Source organism: Flavitalea sp. (assembly GCF_035489435.1).
Taxonomy (GTDB): domain Bacteria; phylum Bacteroidota; class Bacteroidia; order Chitinophagales; family Chitinophagaceae; genus DATHKG01.
Map to the genome: position 1 here is coordinate 1 of NZ_DATHKG010000163.1, position 24654 is coordinate 24654.

Annotated in this window: 25 protein-coding genes; 9 read left to right on the forward strand and 16 right to left on the reverse strand. The window is 42.2% G+C overall.

Going from position 1 to position 24654, the window contains the following annotated elements:
- Nucleotides 1–298: 298 nt before the first annotated feature.
- The gene (gene mnmC2 / locus VK664_RS25620) at nucleotides 299–1126 is read left to right on the forward strand and encodes a tRNA (5-methylaminomethyl-2-thiouridine)(34)-methyltransferase MnmC2 (RefSeq protein ID WP_461401568.1); all 828 of its coding nucleotides are present in this window, start codon (nucleotides 299–301) and stop codon (nucleotides 1124–1126) included.
- A gap of 162 nt (nucleotides 1127–1288) precedes the next feature.
- On the opposite strand, the gene cysS is transcribed toward mnmC2, so the two are convergent.
- The 6 genes from cysS to msrB all read right to left on the reverse strand — a co-directional run bounded on the left by cysS (nucleotide 1289) and on the right by msrB (nucleotide 8267).
- On the reverse strand, nucleotides 1289–2797 hold the full coding sequence (gene cysS / locus VK664_RS25625; RefSeq protein WP_461401569.1) for a cysteine--tRNA ligase: 1509 nt from the start codon (nucleotides 2795–2797) through the stop codon (nucleotides 1289–1291).
- 196 nt (nucleotides 2798–2993) lie between these two features.
- Nucleotides 2994–4127 (reverse strand): endonuclease/exonuclease/phosphatase family protein, encoded by a 1134-nt coding sequence (locus VK664_RS25630; RefSeq protein WP_461401570.1) that lies wholly within the window; start codon nucleotides 4125–4127, stop codon nucleotides 2994–2996.
- 9 nt (nucleotides 4128–4136) lie between these two features.
- Complete coding sequence (locus VK664_RS25635) at nucleotides 4137–5051, reverse strand: rhomboid family intramembrane serine protease (RefSeq protein WP_461401571.1); 915 nt, start codon at nucleotides 5049–5051, stop codon at nucleotides 4137–4139.
- 104 nt (nucleotides 5052–5155) lie between these two features.
- The gene (locus VK664_RS25640) at nucleotides 5156–5851 is read right to left on the reverse strand and encodes a rhomboid family intramembrane serine protease (protein WP_461401572.1); all 696 of its coding nucleotides are present in this window, start codon (nucleotides 5849–5851) and stop codon (nucleotides 5156–5158) included.
- A gap of 290 nt (nucleotides 5852–6141) precedes the next feature.
- Entirely contained in the window at nucleotides 6142–7557 is a 1416-nt protein-coding gene (rlmD, locus tag VK664_RS25645) for a 23S rRNA (uracil(1939)-C(5))-methyltransferase RlmD (RefSeq protein ID WP_461401573.1), read from the reverse strand.
- 116 nt (nucleotides 7558–7673) lie between these two features.
- A complete protein-coding gene (gene msrB, locus VK664_RS25650; RefSeq protein ID WP_461401574.1) occupies nucleotides 7674–8267 on the reverse strand; it encodes a peptide-methionine (R)-S-oxide reductase MsrB in 594 nt (197 codons plus the stop codon).
- A 129-nt stretch (nucleotides 8268–8396) separates the two neighbouring features.
- Between msrB and VK664_RS25655 the strand changes: the two genes are divergently transcribed.
- Nucleotides 8397–8975 (forward strand): adenylate kinase, encoded by a 579-nt coding sequence (locus VK664_RS25655; RefSeq protein ID WP_461401575.1) that lies wholly within the window; start codon nucleotides 8397–8399, stop codon nucleotides 8973–8975.
- A 135-nt stretch (nucleotides 8976–9110) separates the two neighbouring features.
- On the opposite strand, the gene VK664_RS25660 is transcribed toward VK664_RS25655, so the two are convergent.
- Nucleotides 9111–9635, reverse strand: a complete 525-nt coding sequence (locus VK664_RS25660) for a hypothetical protein (protein ID WP_461401576.1) — start codon at nucleotides 9633–9635, stop codon at nucleotides 9111–9113.
- A gap of 119 nt (nucleotides 9636–9754) precedes the next feature.
- On the opposite strand from VK664_RS25660, the gene paaZ reads away from it, so the two are divergent.
- Nucleotides 9755–11803 carry a phenylacetic acid degradation bifunctional protein PaaZ gene (gene paaZ / locus VK664_RS25665; protein WP_461401577.1) on the forward strand — a complete coding sequence of 683 codons (2049 nt, stop codon included), beginning with the start codon at nucleotides 9755–9757 and terminating at the stop codon, nucleotides 11801–11803.
- 27 nt (nucleotides 11804–11830) lie between these two features.
- Nucleotides 11831–12601 carry an enoyl-CoA hydratase/isomerase family protein gene (locus VK664_RS25670; protein WP_461401578.1) on the forward strand — a complete coding sequence of 257 codons (771 nt, stop codon included), beginning with the start codon at nucleotides 11831–11833 and terminating at the stop codon, nucleotides 12599–12601.
- 100 nt (nucleotides 12602–12701) lie between these two features.
- Here the strand turns inward: VK664_RS25670 and obgE are convergent, their stop codons facing one another.
- The 6 genes from obgE to paaA all read right to left on the reverse strand — a co-directional run bounded on the left by obgE (nucleotide 12702) and on the right by paaA (nucleotide 17298).
- Nucleotides 12702–13694, reverse strand: coding sequence for a GTPase ObgE (gene obgE / locus VK664_RS25675; protein WP_461401579.1), 993 nt, complete (start codon nucleotides 13692–13694; stop codon nucleotides 12702–12704).
- Nucleotides 13695–13802: 108 nt separating this feature from the next.
- Complete coding sequence (locus VK664_RS25680) at nucleotides 13803–14555, reverse strand: enoyl-CoA hydratase-related protein (RefSeq protein WP_461401580.1); 753 nt, start codon at nucleotides 14553–14555, stop codon at nucleotides 13803–13805.
- A 60-nt stretch (nucleotides 14556–14615) separates the two neighbouring features.
- Nucleotides 14616–15107 carry a 1,2-phenylacetyl-CoA epoxidase subunit PaaD gene (paaD, locus tag VK664_RS25685; RefSeq protein WP_461401581.1) on the reverse strand — a complete coding sequence of 164 codons (492 nt, stop codon included), beginning with the start codon at nucleotides 15105–15107 and terminating at the stop codon, nucleotides 14616–14618.
- A gap of 72 nt (nucleotides 15108–15179) precedes the next feature.
- Complete coding sequence (gene paaC / locus VK664_RS25690; RefSeq protein ID WP_461401582.1) at nucleotides 15180–15938, reverse strand: 1,2-phenylacetyl-CoA epoxidase subunit PaaC; 759 nt, start codon at nucleotides 15936–15938, stop codon at nucleotides 15180–15182.
- A gap of 1 nt (nucleotide 15939) precedes the next feature.
- Nucleotides 15940–16230 (reverse strand): 1,2-phenylacetyl-CoA epoxidase subunit PaaB, encoded by a 291-nt coding sequence (paaB, locus tag VK664_RS25695; protein ID WP_461401583.1) that lies wholly within the window; start codon nucleotides 16228–16230, stop codon nucleotides 15940–15942.
- A gap of 87 nt (nucleotides 16231–16317) precedes the next feature.
- Nucleotides 16318–17298, reverse strand: coding sequence for a 1,2-phenylacetyl-CoA epoxidase subunit PaaA (gene paaA, locus VK664_RS25700; RefSeq protein WP_461401584.1), 981 nt, complete (start codon nucleotides 17296–17298; stop codon nucleotides 16318–16320).
- A 216-nt stretch (nucleotides 17299–17514) separates the two neighbouring features.
- On the opposite strand from paaA, the gene VK664_RS25705 reads away from it, so the two are divergent.
- From VK664_RS25705 to VK664_RS25720, 4 genes are all read left to right on the forward strand, one after another.
- Entirely contained in the window at nucleotides 17515–18366 is an 852-nt protein-coding gene (locus VK664_RS25705; RefSeq protein ID WP_461401585.1) for a hypothetical protein, read from the forward strand.
- 248 nt (nucleotides 18367–18614) lie between these two features.
- Nucleotides 18615–19106, forward strand: coding sequence for a GNAT family N-acetyltransferase (locus VK664_RS25710; protein WP_461401586.1), 492 nt, complete (start codon nucleotides 18615–18617; stop codon nucleotides 19104–19106).
- Between the two features lie 223 nt (nucleotides 19107–19329).
- Complete coding sequence (locus VK664_RS25715) at nucleotides 19330–19965, forward strand: hypothetical protein (RefSeq protein WP_461401587.1); 636 nt, start codon at nucleotides 19330–19332, stop codon at nucleotides 19963–19965.
- A gap of 290 nt (nucleotides 19966–20255) precedes the next feature.
- Nucleotides 20256–20642: a hypothetical protein gene (locus tag VK664_RS25720; protein WP_461401588.1), complete on the forward strand. Its 387-nt coding sequence runs from the start codon at nucleotides 20256–20258 to the stop codon at nucleotides 20640–20642.
- A 90-nt stretch (nucleotides 20643–20732) separates the two neighbouring features.
- Here VK664_RS25720 and VK664_RS25725 read toward each other — a convergent pair whose 3' ends face one another.
- Nucleotides 20733–21872: a 2Fe-2S iron-sulfur cluster-binding protein gene (locus VK664_RS25725; RefSeq protein ID WP_461401589.1), complete on the reverse strand. Its 1140-nt coding sequence runs from the start codon at nucleotides 21870–21872 to the stop codon at nucleotides 20733–20735.
- A gap of 11 nt (nucleotides 21873–21883) precedes the next feature.
- Entirely contained in the window at nucleotides 21884–22480 is a 597-nt protein-coding gene (locus VK664_RS25730; RefSeq protein WP_461401590.1) for a TetR/AcrR family transcriptional regulator, read from the reverse strand.
- Between the two features lie 149 nt (nucleotides 22481–22629).
- Between VK664_RS25730 and VK664_RS25735 the strand changes: the two genes are divergently transcribed.
- A complete protein-coding gene (locus tag VK664_RS25735; RefSeq protein WP_461401591.1) occupies nucleotides 22630–23556 on the forward strand; it encodes a PfkB family carbohydrate kinase in 927 nt (308 codons plus the stop codon).
- Between the two features lie 194 nt (nucleotides 23557–23750).
- Here the strand turns inward: VK664_RS25735 and VK664_RS25740 are convergent.
- Nucleotides 23751–24654: hypothetical protein (locus tag VK664_RS25740; protein ID WP_461401592.1), on the reverse strand; the 904-nt coding region annotated here is incomplete at its 5' end.

The window sequence follows — 24654 nt, forward strand, 5'->3', positions numbered from 1 at the left end:
TGAGGTTGGTTTGATTGCCACCTTCGATTCCTGTCCGGAGTTACTGAAGCCGATCAGGGCCAAACAACCCCCAGCACAACATGAATACCTAAAAAAGCCGATCAGGGAACAAAAAGCTGATCGGAGACAAGAACCACCAGCGGCATGAACAATGGTATTAACCAGGAATCACAGTGGCAAATCAAACCAACCGAAAGGCCCATCCGGCGGAGTGAAGAACCGAGTGAACGCCATGAACTTGCAAAATGAACAAAGTAAATATGAATCCCGGTTAACTTTGCAGTATAAATAATGGAAATTGCAAAATGATATGGGGAATACAAGGGAGTTGCTGGTGACAAAAGATGGTTCCCATACCGTCATAGTGCCCTCACTTGATATCACTTACCGTTCAAGGCATGGTGCGCTACAGGAGTCCTTACACGTATTTATTGATGCGGGGTTGAAATACAAATGGTCTACTGATCCTGGTTGGTCCGATGACAGTGAAAAAATGATGCATGTTTTCGAACTTGGATTTGGAACAGGCCTTAATGCCTTGCTAACTGCAATGGAGGCAATGGCTGTGCGACGAAAAATTTCATACACCACCATAGAGCCGGAACCACTTGAGCAGGAAATGGCAGGTCTTCTGAATTATAACGATGCTGCCGGTTATTTGCAAAAAATGCATGAAGCTGAATGGGGGATACCAATTGCCATCCACCCTTATTTTACATTTACTAAATATAAATCAACACTTTCGGATTTTGATGTTAGCATTACAGCTATAAATGTTGCTGAATCGAGGAATATTGCTGAATCGAGGAATATTGTTGAATCAGGTAATTTTGTAGAATCGGGTAATGTTGTTCAATTGGGTAATGTTGTTAAATCAGGTAATGTAGTTGAATCGGCACCAGTTTTTGACCTTGTTTATTTTGATGCATTTGGTCCGCTTACACAACCTGAGCTATGGTCGGCTGAAAGTTTCACAAAAGTCGCTTCCTTCATGAAAACCGGGGCGGTTCTTACAACTTATTGTTCAAAAAGTGTTGTTCGTAAAACCATGATGACTTCCGGGCTGACTGTCAAAAAAATCCAGGGTCCCTATGGGAAACGTGAAATGGTAAGAGCAACAAAATAAAAAACAATTGCCCTTATTCCGTTGAAGCTCTTAGCTAATGAAGCTCTTAGCTTATGATACTCTTAGAATGATGTTCTTAGCTAATGATACTTAGCTAATGATACTTATAGAATGATACTCAAAGAATGATACTCAAAGAATGATACTCTTAGAATGATGTTCTTAGCCAAAGCTGTAACTAATGCTTCCGTCTTTTTCGTCCTTCAATATGATCCCTAATCCGGTTAACTGGTTCCTGATCTTATCGGAAGTTGCATAATCTTTTTTCAGTTTCGCTTCCTTGCGTATTTCGATCAACAGTTCAACCACTCCACTGAGCTTGCCTTCGTTTTTGCCCGATTCATCTTTCAAGCCAAAAATATCCTCAAGATAAGCTTTGAAGTAAATCTGTAATTTCCTGATGGTCTCAGTGGAAAAGTTACCCTGTGGTATATGCTTGTCTTTGATGCCATTGATCACGTGCATCAGGTCGAACATATTTGCGAGTACCCTTGATGTATTAAAATCATCATTCATGAATTCATCCATCTCGTTGAGAAGGCGATTTACTTTCTCATCCTGTTCAGCACTAAATTCGGATGAAGCAGTGCTTGTTGCACCATCTGTTTCAATTTTGAAACCCATCAATACCTGGTAAGCATCCCATAAACGTCTGAAACCTTTTTCCGCTGCCTGTAAAGCCTCATTACTGAAATCGAGGGTGCTGCGATAATGCGTTTGGAGCATAAAAAAGCGTACGGTCATAGGTGAGTAAGCCCTTTCAAGCAATGGGTGATCGCCGGTAAAAAGCTGGTGAGGGAGGAAACCATTTCCTGCGCTTTTGCTCATCCTTGCACCATTCACTGTAAGCATATTGGTGTGTAACCAGTAGTTGACCGGACTGATATGGTAACATGCCTGTGATTGCGCAATTTCATTTGTGTGATGGGTAGCAGCGAGATCCATGCCGCCACCATGTATATCGAATTGTTTGCCAAGATATTTCTCACTCATTGCAGAGCACTCAATATGCCATCCGGGAAAACCCATACCCCAGGGTGAAGGCCATTGCATCAGGTGTTCCGGTTTTGCTTTTATCCATAGTGCAAAATCAAGCCGGCCCCTTTTTTCATCCTGCCCACCAAGTTCGCGTGTGCCTTCCAGCATATCTTCAAGTTTCCTGTTGGTGAGAATACCATAGGGCTTTTCCTTATTGTATTTTTCAACATCAAAATACACCGTACCATCTACTTCGTATGCATAACCGTTTTTTAAGATCTTTTTAACCATCTCAATCTGTTCTAAGATATGGCCGGTTGCAGTGGGTTCGATGGTTGGTGGAAGAGCATTAAACAGTTCCATAGTTTTGTGGAAGCCCAGGGTATACTTCTGCACAATTTCCATTGGTTCCAGTTTCTCGAGCCGTGCTTTTTTTGAGAACTTATCATCACCTTCATCCCTATCACCTTCGAGGTGTCCGGCATCAGTGATGTTGCGTACATAACGCACTTTATATCCCAGGTGTGTGAGGTAGCGGTATATGATATCAAATGAAATAAAAGTACGGCAGTTGCCCAGGTGCACGTCACTGTAAACGGTTGGTCCGCAAACATACATCCCTATATATCCGGGTGTTATAGGCTTAAATATTTCCTTCTTCCTGCTTAACGAATTATATACAATCAAACCCATGAAAAGAGATATGAATTATGAATTATGAGTTATGAAAATAAGTTATGAAAATAAGTCATGAATTTTTAAATTATGAGGTGTCTCGATGATCAAATATTCATTACTTATCATTTTACAAAAATACTTGTATGTACGCATATCTCCCTCACTATTCACTCAAACTCACCACTCACCACTCACCACTCACAACTTAACCCTACTCTCCGTTTAACCGCAAATCTGCAATAATCGGGTAATGATCAGAATAGGGGAGTAGCTGGCGTTTGAATTGTAACACTTCAAATTTCTTGTCTGCTATGATATAGTCTATCCGCAAAGTTGGCGAGATATGCGAAAATGTTCTTCCCAGTCCCCATCCCTGTTCATGAAATGCATCTACCCGGTTTTTTCGAATCCTGAAATATGTATACGAATTTGGAATATCGTTGAAGTCCCCTGCAACAATCTCCGGGTGAGGACTCGCATCCATGGCAGCTGCTAACTTGTTTGCCTGTTCACTGCGAAACCGATAGGCAGTCCTTAATTTTTTAGCGATCGATTTTGATGCAATAAGCACACTGTCTTTATCTCCATGGCGGCTGCTCACATGAACATACTCTTCCTGCCCAATCCGGTTTGATTGCAGATGCGTGGTAAATATCCGGATTGGCTTACCATCAATTGAAATGTCAGCGGCCAGCAGGCTTTCTGCGCTCATCGATCTGGTATCTCCCTTATACCTGATCCTGAAACTGTCTATAATCGCATGTTTGGAAAATATAGCAACACCCATTGAGTATTCGCCTTTATCCTGGATATAATCTTCACTGTAGAATGAATAAGGATAGCCGATATTTTTCATCAACTCAAATACTGTCACTTGTTTTTTACCTGGCAGCCTGTTTTTCACAAATTCCTGCAGGCATAAAACATCGGGGTCCTGTTCTTTGATAAAATCCAGCATCTGCCGCCTTAAGGTCACTCCGTTTTTAGGATTTTCAAAAAAGCCAAACTGGTGCACATTCCAGGATAGTATCCTGATGGTATTGGGTTTTTTAACAGAGCTGTCCGCTGAATTATAAGTAGTACCGATAAGTGCGTTGATATTTGAATAGCCGATGATCAGTACGATCACGGAAAGCAAAGCCCAGCGTGATCTGGCAAATAACCATCCTACGATAAAAAAGAGATGAACAACAATCATGAATGGGAAGAACAATCCAAGTATCGCGATAAACCACCATTCACCCGGATCTATAAACATGTTAATACAGGCAAGCAAAAAGAAAATAGCTGCCAGTATGTTCAGAACAATAAAAAGTCTTCTGGTAAACGTTGCTAAAAAAGACATAGGGGTATGTTAAGCATCATCATCGGCAGCACGTTTGAGGATATCCTTTTCTTCTTCGGTGAGATATCTGTATCCCTGCTGATTTATTTTATCAAGGATATCGTCTATTCGTTTTTGTGTGATGTTTGGGATTTTCTTGTAAGGTTCAGTGCCTTTTACTGAATAATGGAAATCACGTTTTGCTGTTTTTTTCCAATTCTTTTTGTCAGGATTAAACAGGTTACTGATCCAATAAAAAAACTTGTTTATCGGGGCACTCCAATCGTTACCCTTTCTTAATTGTAAAACAAAAACATAACCCATCAGGGCACCGCCGATATGTGCGATATGACCACCACTGTTTGAAGAGGAAATCATGGCAACATCCACTATGATATAGATCAATGTAATGACCCATAATGGTATCCCGCCGTTGATCATGGGGAAAATACGATAACCCGGTGCAAGTACAGTAGTTGCAATAGCGATTGCCATTGCGCCGGCTGAAGCGCCTTCGACAGTTGTAAGCGGCATGTTTAATCGCAAACCAGGAAACACGTTATAGCTTATTAAGAAAAGTATTCCACCTGCTACACCTCCATATAAAAACAGCGGTATGATCTTGCTCGGGCCTGTCAGATCCTGAAGGATATAGCCAAACACCCAGATCCAGATTACATTGCCCAGCATGTGCCAGACTCCATCATGCATAAACATGTAGGTGATGAGTGTCCAGGGCCTTTTGGCGAGTGTACCCAGATCCGCTGGCAAAGTAAACCAGCTGAAGATATTTTCGCGGTATTGTTCAAGGGGTATGCCGGACAAATAAAATCCCACACGTAAAAAGATAAACAGGCAAAATACGGTTCCCAGGATCGCAAGCAACAGCACAAGAGTATTACCATCCTGGCCCAGCGTCATTTTCCTCTTGAAGCGATTATCCATCAACACAGCATTAATTTAAGTGAAAATACAAAACCCGTGCGAAATAAGCCAGTGCTTAGTTTCACTACACAAAATTAACAGATTAGCGCCTCCAAAGTTGGAATTTAATAAAATTGCCTTCGGTTGGTTTTGTTCCAGTAAATCACCATGATTATGCCTACCAGCGCTCCCCCGAGATGCGCCCAGTGTGCGACATTATCACCGGCGGAATTCGAAATACCCATCCAAAGTTCAGCGGCGGCATAAAGAATAACAAACCATTTTACTTTGATAGGAAAAAGTGCGTAGATATATAAAACGTTATTAGGGAATAAATAACCGAAAGCTGCCAGGCAACCAAACACTGAACCAGAGGCTCCAATTGTGGTAGAATAATGTATAGCACTGATTGTCTCCTGCTGCTTTTCAAGACTCAAAAACGGCAATTGGTCGATCGCAGCCTGGAACTCGAAATAAAGGACCCCAAGGTGCAGAAGTCCCGCGCCGACTCCACATGAAATATAAAACAGCAGGAATCGTTTTGGGCCCCATACATTTTCAAGTTCTGAACCAAACATCCAGAGTGCGAACATATTAAAGAAAATATGTCCAATACTTCCATGCATGAACATATATGTAAATAGCTGGTGAAACTTGAAAAACTGGGAGTGTAGATCATGAAGTGCCAGCCAATCATTTAGTCGGATGGTAGAGCTATTCTCAAAAGTAACCTGAGCAAAAAAGACCAGGGCATTTATAATAAGCAGGTTTTTTATAACCGTGGGTATCCCCTGGAACCCCCTGACTCTGAAATCCCTCATACATATTTTTTGAACTGCGAATATCGTTATGTTTGACCGATTCGCAGAAACCTTAACTATAATTTCATTGACAAAAGGTTTGTTGACAGCACATTCACATTGTACAGCGTCCTGTGATCATCCTGACTACCGGTCCGGCATAGGGCATAAATTCAAAAGCAAACAATCAGACTTCAGATTACGACCTCAGATTCTGACCACAGTATCCGACCTCAGCGTTGGACCTCCGTATCGGATCTCTGTATCCCGCCTCAGCATCGGATCTCAGCACCGGACGTTGGTATTGGCCCTCAGTTTCCGGCCCTCAATTTAAGCTGGGCCACATTTTCGATATGATGTGTATGCGGAAACATATCAACCGGCCGGATCCTGGTTACCTCATATTTTGCATCAAGCAAATTCAGATCCCTGGCCTGAGTTGCAGGGTTACAGCTGACATATACAACTGTCGGCGCGGCGATATCAAGTATTTTTTCGACCAGTTTTTCATGCATACCCGCGCGTGGCGGATCTGTGATGATCACATCCGGGCGGCCATGCTGGTCGAAAAAAGCATCATCACAGATTTTTATAACATCACCGGCATAAAACTCCGCATGCAGAATATTATTCAGCAAGGCATTTTCCTTTGCATCTTCAATGGCTTCATTGATCAGTTCTACCCCAATAACTTTTTTTGCCTGCCTGCTTACAAACAGGCCAATGCTGCCTGTACCACAGTAAAGATCATAAACAATTTCATTCCCGGTCAGGTCTGCATATTCACGTGTAACCTGGTACAATCGCTCTCCCTGGCCGGTATTGGTTTGAAAAAATGATTTTGGGCCGATCTTAAAGCGGAAATCTTCCAGTGTTTCAATCACATAACCCTTGCCATAATAAATCTCGGGGGAAAGATCAAAAAGACTATCATTCCACTTAGTGTTGATAGTGTACAAAAGTGTTGTGATAGAAGGAAATAATTCGAGGAGATGAGCAAGCATTGGAATTCGCTGAGCCTCATCTTCATATCCAAAAATAACGTTAACCATCAGTTCTCCGGAACGACAAAAACGGATCTGGACATTCCGCATAAAACCAATGTGATTCCTGATATCATAGAAACTCAGGTTATGGCTGATGGCATATTCTTTCAAAGCCAACCTGATTCCGTTGGTGGGTTCAGCCTGCAGATGACATTTCCTGATATCAACTATTTTGTCAAAAAGACCCTTCACATGATAACCGGCAACATCCTGGAAAGCAGAAAAGTTCGGATCACCGACTTCTTCGGGGAGAAGGTATCGCTTATTGCCAAAGGTGTATTCTATTTTGTTGCGATAATACCTGGTATCGGTGGCCCCGAGTATGGGTTCGAAAGGTGGTAGCGCCACCTTGCCGATTCGTTGCAGGTTATCCTGGACCTGCTTCTGTTTGAAGCCCAGTTGTTGCTCGTATGGCAACATCTGCCATTGACAGCCTCCGCAAACTCCAAAATGCTCACAGAATGGAGTAACCCGGTGACTGGCGTATTGCCGGAAATTAATAGCCTTTCCTTCGGCCCAGTCTTTTTTGCTTTTTGAAAGCCGAACGTCCACTATGTCTCCGGGTACAGCATCTTCAATAAAAATGACTTTTCCATCTATCCGCGCAAGTGATTTCCCCTCTGCCGCATAGTCTTCTACCAGTACATTTTCGAGAACCCTGTGTTTGTTATTTCTTTTCAAGCCGCGAAGATATGAAGTATTGAAAAACGGCCCGGTAGAAACCGGGCCGACTAAACATTACTGTATTAACTAAACATTACAGGAATTATGAAAAAAATAATTTTTTCAGATCACACTTATTCACCCTTCGCATTGTATTTCTTTTCGGCTTCCTTTGCTTTTTCGAAGTCAAGAACAACGCCGTTTATGCAATATCTTAATCCTGTTGGAGGAGGACCATCATCGAAAACGTGGCCAAGATGTCCTTTGCAACGACCACACATCACTTCAGTTCGCTTCATTCCCAACGTATTATCAACTTCATAAATAATGCTGGTCTTGCTGATAGGCTGGTAAAAACTTGGCCAACCGCAACCGCTGTCGAATTTGGTATCACTTTTAAACAACGCGTTTCCACAGGCAGCGCAATAATAGGTACCTATTTCCTTGCTGTGTTCAAAATGACTGGTACCTGGTCTTTCAGTGCCTTTTTGCCTGGAAATATAATACACATCAGACGGTAATATTTTCTTCCATTCGGCTTCGCTAAGACCCACTTTCGATGAATCATTGCGGGAATACACGGGATTATTCTCTTTTTTGTTATCCATGCTTACTTTTTTTGTGTCAGGAGTTTGTGAGTAGGAACATTGCTGTAATGCGCCGGCCAGCAAGATCAGTATCGCAAAAAATGAGATTTTGTTAAAAGCTTTAAATGAACATTTCATCATATAATAGTTATAACAAATTTACGATAACTAGGTTCGGGAGGATTCCGCAAAATTGTTAAACGTATTTTAAGTGTGTTCCTTTATATTTGTCGGCTCACAAAGGCAATCATAAAAGGCTGATAACACAACATGTTCAATTTAATCTTATTTGGTCCCCCGGGCAGTGGCAAAGGTACACAATCTGAAAAGCTGATAGAGAAGTATGGTCTGATGCACCTGGCTACCGGTAACATTCTACGCGAAGAAATTGCCAATAAAACAGCGCTTGGCCTCTCTGCCAAGGGATATATGGATAGGGGCGAACTGGTGCCGGACGAAGTTGTGATCGGTATGATCCGTTCAGCCATCGAAAACAATCCCGGGATAAGAGGCTTTCTTTTTGACGGATTTCCAAGAACCGTTGCCCAGTCTGTCGCGCTCGATAACCTCCTGGCCGAAAATGATGCGCAGATCGATTTAGTACTTGCCCTGCAGGTTTCTGAAGATGAACTGATCGACCGGTTAATCAACCGCGGAAAAACTTCCGGCCGTAGCGATGATGTTAACGAAAAGATCATCCGCGCGCGTATCGGAGAGTACGAAAACAAAACATCACCGGTGGCAGGTCATTATAGCAAGTCCGACAAGGTCGTGAAAGTGAAGGGCGAAGGAACAATTGACGACATTTTTGACCAGTTAAGCAAAGAGATCGATCACAAACAAAGCTAGATAATCGTTTTTAGACAAAACCAGCCTATTGTTTTAAAAACAAAAGCTTGGGAATTTTGCAATAGACAAAATAAGCAAATCGTTTTATTGACAATCCTGAGATTCGTTCTCTAAACAAAAACCGCTTATTCACGGTTATTCCTTGTCCAGATCCCTCCCGTAAAGTGAATCTGCCCTTTTGAGCGAATTCAGGATCCTGTCCCTGATCTTATTTACCTTATCTCTTTCTGATTCGAGGTAAGCGATCCTGACGGGTTCATTATTTTCAGCAGAATCAAGTTTGAATTCTTCCATCCACCTGTTCATACTATAATCAGCCTGGCTAAGATCGGCAGATACGGATTCAAATACTGCAATCAGGTTTTTATCGGCAGATTTCTGTTTTTTAGTGCTATCAAGTGCAACTTTTATCGTTTTAAGATATCCTGAAATCTTCCCCATACGGGCCATGCCTATGTCATGACCATCCATCACTTCCTGGAACAGCGAATCCTGCCTGGTCTTGAGATTTTTTGTATATCCGTCCTTTCTTTCTGTTGCTTCCGTTGCCGGTTCATCTTTGCATGCAGTCATCAATACCGTAAAAACAAAAAGGATAAGCAAAATCAGGCTGTTCGTGTTTCTCAAAAGCGAATATTTGTTTTTCAATGGGCTTTTCATAATATTAAATCGATTTTGCGATGTGCGTCAAAGATAAGGAAGCAAAAAAATCAATAGCAGTATTCAGGGTTTCTTTTGATTAAATTTGAAGTAGAGTGACAATAAACATGAAAGCGGATATGAAGAAACTTCAGAATTATGTTTCCGGAAACTGGGTATCGGGAGATGGGGAAGGTATGCCTTTGATTCATGCTGTGGATGGAAGCATTATTGGTTTTGCTTCAACAAAAGGACTGGATTACCAATCAATTCTTGACTATGGCAGGAATACAGGTGGACCTGCCTTAAGGAAGATGACTTTTCATGAGCGGGGCAGAATGCTGAAAGCACTGGCTTTGCACCTGCGTGAACACCTGCCTGCATTCTACCGCATCAGTTATATGACAGGTGCAACCAGGGCCGACAGCTGGATTGACATCGAGGGGGGAATAGGCAACCTGTTTTCATATGCTTCTCTCCGGAAAAAATTTCCTGACGAACCGTTTTGCACCGATGGAGATGTTATCAGCCTGAGCAAAAACGGCAGTTTTATGGGGCAGCACCTGCTTGTTCCAAAAGAAGGGATAGCTATTCATATCAATGCTTTCAACTTCCCTGTCTGGGGAATGCTTGAGAAAATCGCTGTAAACTTACTGGCAGGGGTACCCGCTATTGTTAAGCCAGCCACAGTCACTTCTTATCTTACCGCAGCGGTTATGAAGGAAATAGTTGCTTCCGGCATTCTTCCTCCCGGCGCCATCCAGCTGGTTTGTGGAAGTGCAGGTGACATGCTTGATTATGCCGGCCCGCAGGATGTGGTGACTTTTACCGGGTCTGCAAAAACGGGTTTATTGCTAAAAACACATCCCAACATTCTCGGTCAATCTGTGCCTTTTAATATGGAGGCTGATTCACTAAACTGCATTGTGTTGGGTAAAGATGTGGAACCCGGTATGCCCGAGTGGGAGATTTTTATAAAAGAAGTCAGAAAAGAAATGACAGCAAAGGCAGGGCAGAAATGTACTGCAATCCGGCGGATATTCTGCCCGGAAAACCTGATGGAAGCTGTTTGGAAAGATATGACCAGGGTGCTTAATCAAACCATAATTGGTAACCCGTTGAATGAAAAAGTAAGAATGGGATCACTGGCAGGTATGGGTCAACGTGAGGAAGTGAGAAGCCAGGTACAGAAGTTATTGGCATCCTCGCAAATAATTTATGGTTCACTTGATGAGGTTGAAGTGCTGGATGCTGATGCGGTAAAAGGCGCATTTGTCAGCCCGCTTTTGTTGATGAATGAAGATCCCTTTAACGTAAGCGAGCCACACGAAGTAGAAGCATTTGGGCCAGTGAGTACAATTATGCCTTATAAAACAACAGAAGATGCGATTATGCTGGCGCGAAAAGGCAAGGGATCCCTGGTTTGCAGCATAGTCACCGCAGATAATAAAATCGCAAAAAACTTTGTATTGGGAGCGGGTGCCTGGCATGGCCGCATCCTGATCCTGAATCGTGAATGTGCTGCTGAAAGTACAGGCCATGGCTCACCTTTACCATTGCTTGTTCATGGAGGTCCGGGTCGGGCTGGTGGTGGCGAGGAAATGGGTGGCGTTAGAGGTGTGCATCATTATATGCAGCGTTTAGCGCTTCAGGGTTCGCCTTCCACCCTCACAGCAATCACAAATGTTTACCAGGCCGGCGCAGATTTCGCAGAAGATGAAAAACATCCTTTCCGTAAATATTATGAAGAACTTAAAGTCGGCGACAGTGTTATCACTCATAAGAGAACAATTACTGAAGCAGACATTGTAAACTTTGCGAACATTAGCTGGGATCATTTTTATGCTCACACGGATCATACCTCGCTTGGTGGTACTATTTTTGAAAAGCCGGTAGCGCATGGTTACTTTATTTTAAGTGCAGCGGCAGGTCTTTTCGTAGATGCCAGGAAAGGCCCTGTTTTGCTGAACTATGGTATAGAGGAATGCAGGTTCCTGAAACCAGTTTATGCGGGAACAACGATTGGTGTGAAGTTAACCTGTAAAGAAAAACTTCCTCAGGATACAAGGGAAGAAGACGAAGCAGCAAAAGGGATCGTGAAATGGCTGGTTGAAGTATCCGATGAAACCAATGAGATGATTGCGATCGCAACTATCCTGACGATGGTTGCTAAAAAACAAGGCTCCTGACAACCAATAACATTCAAAAGATTAAATATGCTCAGTGAAATTCATGGCGGATATGTAAAGACAGAAACGCATGGCAGTATAACGACTATTGAATTTTTTCATCCTTCCGGAAACTCACTTCCCTCAAGGTTATTGCAGGAAATTGCTCATGCCATCCATGGGGCAGGCAATGAATCCGATACAAGAGTGATTGTACTTTGTTCCGGTGGCGGTTCATCTTTTTGTGCAGGGGCTTCTTTTAAAGAACTGAGTACTATCACCACGCTGGAGCAGGGACAGAAATTTTTCAGTGGTTTTGCATTGGTGATTAATGCAATGCGCACCTGTCCGAAGTTTATTGTGGCCAGGGTTCATGGCAAGGCTGTAGGTGGAGGCGTTGGTTTGATTGCAGCTGCTGATTATGCCATTGGGGTGCAAGGTGCCGATATTAAATTAAGTGAATTATCGATCGGCATCGGGCCTTTTGTAGTGGGACCGGTGATCGAAAAACGGATAGGATTTTCTGCCTTCAGTCACCTGGCAATTGATTCCACCATGTGGCGGAATGCCGACTGGGCCAAACGTAAAGGTTTGTATGCTGAAGTACACGAAACGGTAAGTGGCATGGATGAATCTATCTCGCGACTAACAAATGCATTGACTCATGCCAGCCCGTTGGCTACGCGCGAATTAAAACAGTCTTTTTGGAAAGGATGTGAGCACTGGGATACTTATCTCGCCGAAAAAGCCGAGATCAGCGGCAGGCTGATCCTTAGTGAGTTTTCGAGGAAAGCTGTAGCAAATTTGGTAAAAGCGTAGGAAAAGAGTTATGAATTATGAATTATGAGTTATGAGTTATGAGTGGAATGATTGAGTGATGAATGTATTGGCTATAAGCTCACTCATAACTCATCACTTATCACTCGTTCAGCGTCTTCCAAAGCACGTCTTTCAGCTCCGTCAGTCCTTTTCCGGTAATGGCAGAGATAAATATGTGGGGAACGTTTACGGGGAGTTCTTTGGAGATGGCTTCTTTCAATTCATCGTCCAGCATATCTGATTTGCTCACTGCAATCAGGAATTGCTTGTGTAATAACTCAGGGTTGTATTGTTCCAGCTCACTTAACAGGATATCAAATTCCTTGCGGTGATCACTGGCATCTGCAGGTATTAGAAAAAGTAAAATTGAGTTTCTTTCGATATGCCTTAGGAAGCGGTGCCCTAACCCTTTCCCTTCTGCAGCACCTTCGATGATACCCGGAAGATCTGCGATACAGAATGACTTCCCATCACGGTATTCAACCATACCAAGATTTGGTACAAGGGTTGTAAAAGCATAATCAGCAATCTTTGGTTTGGCAGCAGTAACAACAGAAAGCAGGGTAGACTTACCAGCGTTCGGGAAGCCGACCAGGCCAACATCAGCCAAAACCTTCAGTTCCAGTACCTTCCATCCCTCAACTCCGTCTTCACCAGGTTGAGCATATTCCGGTGCCTGGTTGGTGGCCGTAGCGAACTTCGCGTTTCCCTGGCCACCACGTCCACCTTTCATCCATATTATTTCCTGCCCGTCTGTAAGAATTTCACCTTCAACGAGGCCCGATTCCTGGTCACGGGCTATGGTTCCAAGTGGAACTTCTATAATAACATCTTTCCCGCTTCGGCCGTTGGAATTATTTCCTGAACCGCCTTCGCCATCTTCTGCCAGTACGTTTTTGTAATATCTGAGGTGAAGTAGTGTCCAAAGGTTTTTGTTGCCTCTTAGAACAATATGTCCCCCACGGCCGCCATCGCCTCCGTCAGGACCCGCCTCCGGATTGAATTTTGTGCGCATAAAATGCTTACTTCCAGCCCCGCCGTGCCCCGACCGGCAAAACACCCTTATCTGATCTACGAAATTCGATTTTTCCATTTGAGCGGCAAAGATAGCATTTCCTTCCGGAGGTATCTCCTAAGCACAGACGCGATTTTACGGGCGGATTCCTCCTGCAAATAATTTATGATTTTTCCTGCAAACAGCTTATTTTTTGACGAATGCTCTTACCCGTTGCGCAAATTCAGGAGATCCGGCAGCCTGTTGTTGCAATTCATCCTCTTCTATAAGCTGGTTATGCAAACTATTATGGAAGGAAGCCTGGAGGGCCCGTTTCGTGTATGCAAGACCGGTAGCTGGCATATTGGCGAGCTGAATGCAAATTTCATTCACGGAAGATTCAAAGACCTCATCTTCAAAAAATTTGTAAATCATACCCATTTGCATGGCTTCTGCGGCAGTTACCTTTTCGCTCAACATCATCAGTGCACTTGCTTTTTGCCAGCCAACCAGCCGCGGCAGAAAAAATGTTCCGCCGCTATCTGGTATAAGGCCAATCTTTGAAAAAGCCTGGATAAACGATGCTGATTTTGAAGCTACACAGATATCACAGCTCAAAGCAATGTTTGCACCTGCACCTGCTGCTATTCCATTGATGGCAGCTACAACAGGTTTATTAAGTGAAGTGATTTTATGAATGATTGGATTATAGAGTTCGGATAATATCTTCCCAATACCAGGATTCTCCGCATTGCATATCTCGGATAGATCCTGCCCTGCGCTAAAAGCCCTGCCGGCGCCCGTAATCAAAACGACTTTTATTGAAGCGTCACGAGCGCAGCTATCAAGCCGGGACTGGAGTTCCAGGGCCATTTCGCGGTTAAAGGCATTGAGTTTTTCGGGACGGTTAAGCGTTATCCGCGCTACGTGGTCAGCTACATTAAAAGGAGTCGATGACATAATAATTATTTAGAAAATTTGTATCAACAAATTTAAAATTAGCAATAAAGATGCTAAAGGCTAATGACATTTGAAATAGTCGAATGGTTCTTTACAATCATTGCACTGGTATAATGACTTGCATGCCGTAGAACCAAACTGACTTATCATCCTGGTGTTGTATGAATTGCATAGTGGACATTGTATTGCTTCTTCCAGGTGAAACATCCGGGAATCACAAACTGACTGACCGGGTGTCGGAGGAGCGATGCCATAAGATTTCAACTTTAGTTTTCCTTCCTCACTCATCCAGTCCGTTGTCCACGCAGGCGAGAACACTGTTGTCAGTTTGAAATCACCGATCCCGTTAGTCAATAATACTGCACGTATTTCCATGGCAATTACATCCATTGCGGGGCAACCAGAATAGGTAGGCGTGATGATAATCTCAAAACTTCCTTCAACCTCCTTCACGTCCCGGACAATTGCTAAGTCAACGATAGACAAAACAGGAAGTTCAGGATCATTGATCTGTGCGAGTAAGTTCCAGATTCTATTAATATCGTCAGACATAATTCTATTTCTTTTTATACCTGTTGTAATTCTTTCATCGCATGTAATTATTTTGTCGCTGCTTCATAATTGTTACCATTCAGCGCCGGGATAAGCTCTTTGCAGAAATTGCATTTCAGCAAGCAGATAGCCGAGTTGCTCTGAATGGATACCTTGTTTTCCTCCTGACTGCATCCAGTTATCCGGAGGGATGTTTAATGTAGCTTCTCTTAACACGGAGTTTACCTTCTCATTGAACATTATCTTCAAGAAATCCGGATTAACTGTTACACCACTATCAGCCAGCGCGATTTCATAATCGGCTGCTGTCGTTAATTCGCCCATGTAAGGCCAGAGCAGATCAACCGCTTTTTGCATTCTTGTTTTGCTTTCGGCGGTACCATCACCAAGGCGAACTATCCATTCACTGCTCCAACGCAGGTGATAAGCAACTTCTTTAATCGACTTTTCTGCTATGGCAGCGAGCCTCGTGTCGACGCTTTTAACCAGGTGTTTGTACAGATAGTATTGATAGGTACTAAAGAAAAACTGTCTTGCAATTGTGCATCCCCAATCACCGTTTAGTTGTTCAACAAGCAGGCAGTTTTTAAATGCCCTTGCATCGCGTAAATAAGCAAGTGAGTCTTCTGTTGAGCCTCCACCCTTAAGTTCTGCAGCGTATTGATAAAGATTTCTTGCCTGCCCGATCAGGTCCAAAGCTATATTGCTGATGGCTATATCCTGTTCGAGTATCGGGCCGTGACCGGTCCACTCGCTGTTCCTGTGCCCGAGTACCAGCGCATTGTCTGCAAGATGAAGCGTATATAAAAACAAATGATTTTCTGCAGACATCTTACATATGTTTTAACTGGTCCGGAAGATCATAAAATGTCGGGTGCCGGTAAACTTTATCGTTTGCAGGTTCAAAGAGACTCTCGGATTCATCAGGGCTTGACGCATGTATGTTCTTTGATTCAGCTACCCAGATGCTAACTCCTTCCATTCTCCTGGTGTAAACGTCACGGGCGTTCTCAATAGCCATTTGTGCATCGGCAGCATGCAGACTGCCAACATGTTTATGGTCCAGGCCCTGCCTGCTTCTAATAAAAACTTCCCATAAAGGCCAATCTTGTTTCTCCATCATAATCTGTTGATGTTGTAAAAATCGTTCGTTGAATCATTTTTTATTCGACAGCAATCATCTATTGAATTTCATAAGTTGTTACGGTAACTATGTTGTTTGTAACTGCTTTTCCATTAGTGATTCCTGTTCTGAATTGTTTGATATTATTCTTGCTTTTTTTTCTGCATAAGCCTGCGCTGCTTCGCGCACCCAGGCGCCATCCTCATGGGCTTTGATGCGGGCTGCAATTCTTTCTTTATTGCATGGACCATTTCCATTTAACACATCGTAAAATTCGTTCCAGTTGATTGGCCCGAAATCATAATGCCCGTTCTCTTCGTTCCATTCCAGGTGTGCATCCGGAATTTGCATATTAAGCAGCTTAACCTGTTCCGCACAAACATCAACAAACTTTTGTCTCAGTTCATCATTGCTCAGTCTTTTGATTTTCCATTTCATACTCTGCGCTGAATTCGGCGAATCTGTATCACTGGGGCCAAACATCATAACAGAAGGCCACCACCATCGGTTTATTGCGTCCTGGCACATTTCCTTTTGTGCATCGTTACCCTGGCTCAGTTTGAGCAATATCTCGAAACCTTGTCTCTGGTGAAAACTTTCTTCTTTACAAATGCGCACCATCGCCCGGGCATAAGGGCCATATGAAGCACGGCAAAGTGGAACCTGGTTCATAATGGCAGCTCCATCAACCAGCCAGCCAATTGCGCCGATATCAGCCCAGGTCAATGTAGGGTAATTAAAAATCGAAGAATATTTTGCTTTGCCGGAATGTAGTTGTGTGATCATTTCATCCCTGGTGATGCCAAGCGTTTCAGCGGCAGAATAAAGGTATAAGCCATGCCCCGCTTCATCCTGGACTTTGGCGATAAGCGTTGCTTTACGTTTTAGTGTAGGTGCTCTCGTGATCCAGTTTCCCTCTGGCAACATCCCCACGATCTCACTGTGTGCATGCTGACTGATTTGCCTGATCAGCGTTTTCCTGTAGGCTTCGGGCATCCAGTCTTTTGGTTCGACGCGGATTTCCAGCTCCAGTTTAGCATCAAAATTCTGTTGAAAATCAAGAGGCATGGTTAATCGTTTTGTTTTAAAGGTAACAAATTTCCCGCCGGAATGCTAACGAGTGTTAGTGTTTGGCCGGGGAACATATTATGTTATTGTATATATATCGTAGCTTGTAAACTTAAAATTTCTTATACCGATCGAAAGTTGTCACGAAAAACCTACCAGTAATCAAATTTTTATTTTTTGACGCATCATTGCGGTTAAATTTAAAAAAATGAAATTATGAAACTGCTCCTGTTGTTCTTAATGTTTATCTCCGGCAGCGTTGCGTTTATCACTGGTAATGTTGCCTCCACCGGCGCTCTTGTCTTCGACAAAGAATTGAATTATACTGCCAGCACTCCCGCCGGACCTGAGGTACGGGATTTCCTGGCGATCAGCCAGGCAGACTCGATAGATTTCATACGCTGGCATCTTAGCATAATTGACAACAAGTCTTTTGGACTTGAATGCAAATACGGAATAAGCAAGCCAAATACAAATGGATTTCTAGACGAAAAGAATGTAAAATTGAATGGTGCCATAGAGCTTAGCAATGGCCGGATAATACTTAAACACAAATCAAAATCCCTGGCGATGCTTTTGTTGAACCCAAACATAGTCCATCTGCTGAACAAGGATGGGACTATGATGATAGGAAACGGCGGCTGGAGTTATACATTAAATGCCACGCAGAAAATTCCTACACAGGAAGTTAAGTTGATATCATTTAAAAGTCATTTTGAAGACTCCATTGTTTTTATTGGAAGAACACCTTGCCGCGGGATTGAGGAGTTGATGATTGGAAAAACCCGACCTGAATGTTATAAGAAAAAATGGAAGATTACCTTGTATAAAGACAAGTCCAATGCTAATTCCGGCACTTACAAGATTGGAAGTCTGGAAACCAGGGATGGAAAATGGAAATTGAAAAAGGACAAGGCAAATAATATCATTTATAGCCTGGACTTAAACAACGGGAATACTATTGATCTTTTACAGACAGATGAAAACATAGTCTACATAATGGATCCCAAAGGAGGGCTTATGGTTGGTGATCATGATTTTTCTTATAGCCTGAACAGGAAAACTTAAAGAGAATTATGAGTTATGAGTGATGAGTGAAAATACAGGAATCCACTCATCACTCACTCATCACTTATAACTCATCACTCATAACTTGAAGATATCTTACTGGATGCAATCCGTTTGATGCCTTAACAAAGCCATCATATTTTTGACCCATCTTAGTTCTCTGAAATGTCCTGGAAATAAACTGAATCCGGATTATTAAGTATATTCAAATCTATATTTTTGAAACCACCGATGCTATATTGAATAGTATGGAAATTAACAACGATCGCATCATTATCCGGCAGGCCGTGGAATCTGACCTGGAACAGCTTTATCAATTTGAACAGGGAGTTATTGCAGCGGAGCGTCCTTTTGATCCGACTTTAAAACCAGGCTCAATTAATTATTATGATCTCCACGGTCTCATAAATTCAACGGAATCGCAATTATTAGTTGCGGAAGTCGATGGAAAACTTATTGCCTCAGGTTATGCAAGAATTGAAAAATCAGAAGAATATTTGCAACATGAACATCATGCTTACCTGGGTTTTATGTTTGTTGTGGAAGAATACCGTGGCCGGGGTATCAATAAAATGATTGTCGCGGAGTTGCAAAAATGGGCGCTGTCAAAAAAAGTTGATGAATTAAGACTCGAAGTTTATTATCCAAACAGTGCAGCAATCAGGGCTTATGAAAAAATCGGATTTTCAAAGCATATGATAGAAATGCGGATAAAAGTTGTTACTGATAGTAAAACATAAAAAACAGGATAGGTATCTGAATTATACAGTACGAATAATAAGCGGAATTGTATATTACGAGCAATAAGCGGAATTGTACATTACGAACAACAAGCAGAATTGTAGATTACGAATAGTAAGTGAGCATAGTTCGATCGATAATCTACATGTGATTGGTCCGATTGTAGCTTGATCCTTTGATTTACCTGATCCTTTAATTTACTTGAAACTTTAATTTAATTATATGCTGAAAAACGTTTTGCTCCTGGTCATTTTCCTTCCAGCTTATACTTTGTTAGCCCAGGATGCGAAGCCCGCGTTTGATGGTCATGCCTGGCAGGCACCATATTCTCTATCAATGGATGGTTGGGGCATCGAAAGATTTCTTATACCTATTGAATTCGCTCCCGGTATTAAATACAGTGGGATAGAAGATGTGCGTTTTACAAAGGGATGGGGAGAAGCAACAAGCAATGAGTACTGGTCATATGCATTCTTATGGTACCTTGATGGAAAACCTGTAATCAATGAGCGGGATGTTGAAAAGAATCTTGCAATGTATTATGATGGCCTTATCGGACGTAATGTTGAACCCAGGAAAATTCCAGCGGACCTTGTAAAGCCAACAAAAGTGACGGTGAAGAAAATCGCAACACATAAAGGTGATCTGTCAACTTTCTCGGGTACAATTGACATGCTTGATTATATGCAGCAAAAACCTGTTACGTTAAATTGCATCGTTCATCAGAAACTATGTGATGGACAAAATAAGACTTTTGTATTTCATGAAATATCACTAAGACCGCTTACAGATTCGGTTTGGACCGCTCTAAATACATTATGGACAGACTTTGATTGTAAGCCTAAGGCAGTCAGGTAAGTTTCTCTCATATCATTTTCCCTTATATCATTTTCTAAAAATCAATTCACATAAAATCAATTCAAGTAAATTCGATTCAAGCACACCTGATTCAAGCCCACCGTACTTAGTCCACCACTACAGCCAAATATATTTATCCAACTCCTAAGAGTATCTTCAGGCTATAGACCACATTGTAAAGTCTGCAGGTAACGTCTGTATGTAACGTCTGTACGTAACGTCTGTATGTAAAGTCTGTATGTAACGTCTGCAGGTAAAGTCTGTAGACCCACAATTTAAATAAGCGTTGAATGAACACAAAAGTTTTAATGATGTCAAGTGCCCTGGTGCTTGGTGCTATAGGAATTCTATTAACATTTATCCCGGAAGAAGTGGCCGCTTATATTGATTTGCCGGTTAAAACCGCTTTGCTTATTCAATTACTAGGTGCTGCCTATTTTGGGTTTGCTCTGCTAAACTGGATGGCCAAAGGAAACCTGATAGGAGGGATTTACAGCAAACCTGTTGCGCTTGGAAACTATGCTCATTTCCTGGTTGGAGTTCTTGCAGTAGGTAAACTCGCCATTAAAACCAACGGCCTTAATCATCTCTGGATCATTACCATCGTCTACGCGATTTTCGCAATACTCTTTGGATACATTTCATTCAGCAACCCCTTAAAAAAAAATTATGAATGAAGAGTTAGTTAAAGAGATATGAAATAGAATATGGTTCAATTCATAACTAGTTTTCATAATTCAAAATTCATAACTCATATCTCTCTTAACTCATTTCTGATCATAATCAATAACCACTTTTTTTGTTAACGGGTGCGATTGACAGCAAAGTATAAAACCGGCCTCTACTTCCTCCGGTTCCAGTGCATAATTCAGATCCATAGCAACCTGCCCCTCAACAAGCTTAGCCCGGCAGGTACTGCAAACCCCACCTTTACAGGAAAAAGGAAGATCTGCCCCCTGATCAAGAGCAGCCTCAAGAATTGTTTTGCCCTCGAATGGTAGTTTGAAATCGAAGCTGATACCATCAAGTTTTACCGTGATATCACTTACTGGTATTTCAGTCGAAGCAGTTGTTTCGGGACCATGCGGACCCGGTTGAATTTTTCCTGGGTCTATAGGTACCGAAGCGGAAATCACGGACAGCTTGTCCTTTCCCTGTGAAACAGGTATGGTAAATAATTCGTAGTGTATTTTATTTGACGTAATTTTTCTGCCCAGCAACCAATCTTTGATTTCGAAGATCATGGCTTCAGGTCCGCAAATAAAGATCTCATCCATCCATTGAAAATCGATAAGATTTGCGCTCATCTCTTCACACTTCAAAGCAGTAATCCGGCCACTATAAATCTCCGCATCGGTTATTTCACGGCTTAGAACATGATGCAGGGCAAACCTTGGCATAAACCTGTTTTTAAGTGCATCAAGCTGATCACGAAATATGATAGAAGCCCGGTTACGGTTTCCATAAAGGAGCGTGAAGGAACTTAAAGGTTCGTGGTGAAGTATGGAACTTATGATAGACAGTATCGGTGTTATACCGCTTCCTGCTGCAATGGCGAGATATCTCTTTTTGTTTTTCCTGTCGGGATGGACGATGAAGCGACCTGTCGGGGGCAACAAATCCAGGAATTGGCCCTTTATCAATTTGTGGTTCGCCCAGCTTGAGAAAACGCCGCCAGGCGCTTCTTTCACGGCTATCCGCAATTCATTTTCGTGGTCTCCGCTACAAATGGAATAAGATCGGCGAACCTCTTCATTGTTGATCAGTGTCTTAACCGTAATGTTCTGGCCAGGCTGATATTGAAACAATGATTTTATTTCATCAGGCAATTCAAAAGCGACCGAGATACATTCAGCAGTTTCTCTTCTTACATCTGCAACGGCCAGCCTATGAAAATGAATGGACATAATCTTGTGGGTTACTTATTACTCCTCAATCCGTCGATTAGTATCATCAACATATTTTCTTCCAGTAATTCTCCACTGATCTTTTTTTTACTGCGATGCCATGACTCTATGCCGCTTACAGCGTGCAACATAATAAGAACGGCAGTTGGAGCATCAATAATTTTTATCTCCCCTTTTTGAATTCCATTCTCAATAATCTGCGCCATCCGCTGACGATAGGTACGGCGTTGATTCTGGTAATTGGACAGATAAGGATCTACCAGGTGTTTCCATTCCCTGTCGCTGACATATACCTCTTCATAGTGATGGATCATCTGTTGCACATGAAAGCGAAGTACGGCTTCAATTTTGGCAATAGAATCTCTGGGACTGTTATCGATAGCCTCTATATGCGACATAAATTTATTAGCTACCTTAAAACAAATTTCCTGCAGGATTTCTGATTTTGAACTGATGTGATTGTATAAACTGGCTGCTTCTACACCAACCTCTTCGGCAAGATCACGCATGGAACTTGCACTATATCCTTTCTCCCTGAACAGCCGGGCCGCTTTAGATATAATCACATCCTTACGGGTTCCGTTTTTGTTGCTCTTGATTTTCGACATGGCTGACAAATATAGTAATATACTAACATTCGTTAGTCGTTTTCAGGGAACTTCAATCCTTTACTACCGATATCCTGGCTATTCTCTGGCTATTTTCATGTAGGTTTGCACGATTTTAAAAATCAGTTTATATCATTTAAAAACAAACTATGTCATTGATCGTTGTAGGCACGATGGCTTTTGATGCTATTGAGACGCCATTTGGTAAAACCGACCAGATTGTCGGGGGATCTGCTACCTATGTGGCTTATGCCGCCAGCAATTTTATAAAGCCGATCCAACAAATATCTATCGTTGGTTTCGACTTCCCAAAAGAGGAAATGGAAGAGCTGAAATCCCGTGGTGTTGAACTCGAGGGTGTTGAAGTAGTTCCTGATAAAAAATCCTTTTTCTGGAGCGGCAAATATCATCTGGATATGAATAGCCGCGATACGCTTGTGACCGACCTCAATGTACTGGCTGATTTTAACCCGGTTGTTCCTGAATCTTACCAGGGTGCAGAATTCCTGATGCTTGGAAATCTCGATCCAACTATTCAAAAGAAAGTTATACAACAACTAAAGGTGAGGCCAAAACTGATCGTGATGGACACGATGAACTTTTGGATGGAAATCGCTTTGCCTCAACTGGAAGAAGTGTTGGGTATGGTGGATGTGTTGATGATCAATGACAGCGAAGCCAGGCAGTTAAGCGCACAGTTTTCGCTTGTTAAGGCAGCTAAGGAAATCATGAAGATGGGACCTAAATATCTCATTATAAAAAAAGGCGAACATGGAGCCCTGTTGTTTCATAAAGACCAGGTATTTTTTGCGCCCGCCCTTCCATTGGAGGATGTGTTTGACCCTACCGGAGCAGGAGATACTTTTGCAGGGGGATTTATAGGTCATATCGCCCGCACAAAAGATATTTCCTTTGAAAACATGAAGACAGCTATCATTGTAGGTTCTGCAATGGCTTCTTATTGTGTTGAAAAATTCGGTCCGGACAGACTCAGGGAAATTACCAAAAAAGATATAGATACCAGGATACAACAGTTTGTAAACCTTGTCAACTTTGATATTGAATTAACAACCTGATTTGCGTATCAACAATAATATTGAATAAACCAACTGATTTGCGTATCAACATTAATATTGAACAAACAACCTGATTAGCATATCAACATTAATATTGATCTAACAACCTGAGTTACATAATCGCGTCAAATAAAAAAGCAGTGCTGAATAATTTCATCACTGCTTTTTTATTTTGATGGACTCAAATCTACTTTTTAAAACTTCCTTGCGAGTGTTATTGAATTCCTAATTTTTTTCACGCGTCCCTTAAGATTGAATACTTCCATCAAAACAATATAAATACCTACCGGAAGTTTCTTCAGATTTTCATCAAGTCCATCCCAGTTATAGACACCTTTCATCCCGAGTAATGCACTTTTGACGAGGAATCTTACCGGTCTTCCTGCAGCATCATAAATTGTAATAGATCCCATATATCCGGGTTCCTCCATTTCATAGCGAAACGCCGCCAGGTCCAGGTATCCATCATTGTCGGGTGAAAATATTTTTGATTCAATCACCAGGCTACCCTGCGCCTGGAGATCCGCACGAAACTGGCTGTTTTGATAACCAGGTGTGCCAAATCCTGCACCGGATGCAGCCGAGGTCCAATTGGTTTTTTCGTTGGCAGGCACTGAAAAATCAATTCTTTCCAAAGCAACGGCTTCCTTATTGTTCAGTAAAGCAAAATGCCATTTGTCTGAATAGCTGATCTCATCAATTAAATTTCCCACTCCGTTAATGACCGCCATGTATCCCTTATCATCAGGCAATGATGGAAGATCTGAAATCATCAAAATCGCGGCTCCATCTTTTACAAAATAATTTTGCTGAAGCCAGTTAACGTTTTCCGTTAGTAACAGGTATTCATTGGGAAAGATTAAACGGGGGCTTACATTAACAGGAGTCATGTTTATAAAGGTGCCAACAGATGATTTTGAGGCAACCATTATCTCCTTCAGGTCAATGACCTTTTTGCTGCGGTTATAAAGTTCTATATAGTCATAACCTCCCGGGGCAGGGTTGAACAACAGTTCATTCAATATGATATCATTCTGTTCCGGACTTGACGGCATACCACATTTAACTTTATTAAATGAACCGATCATATTGCCGGCA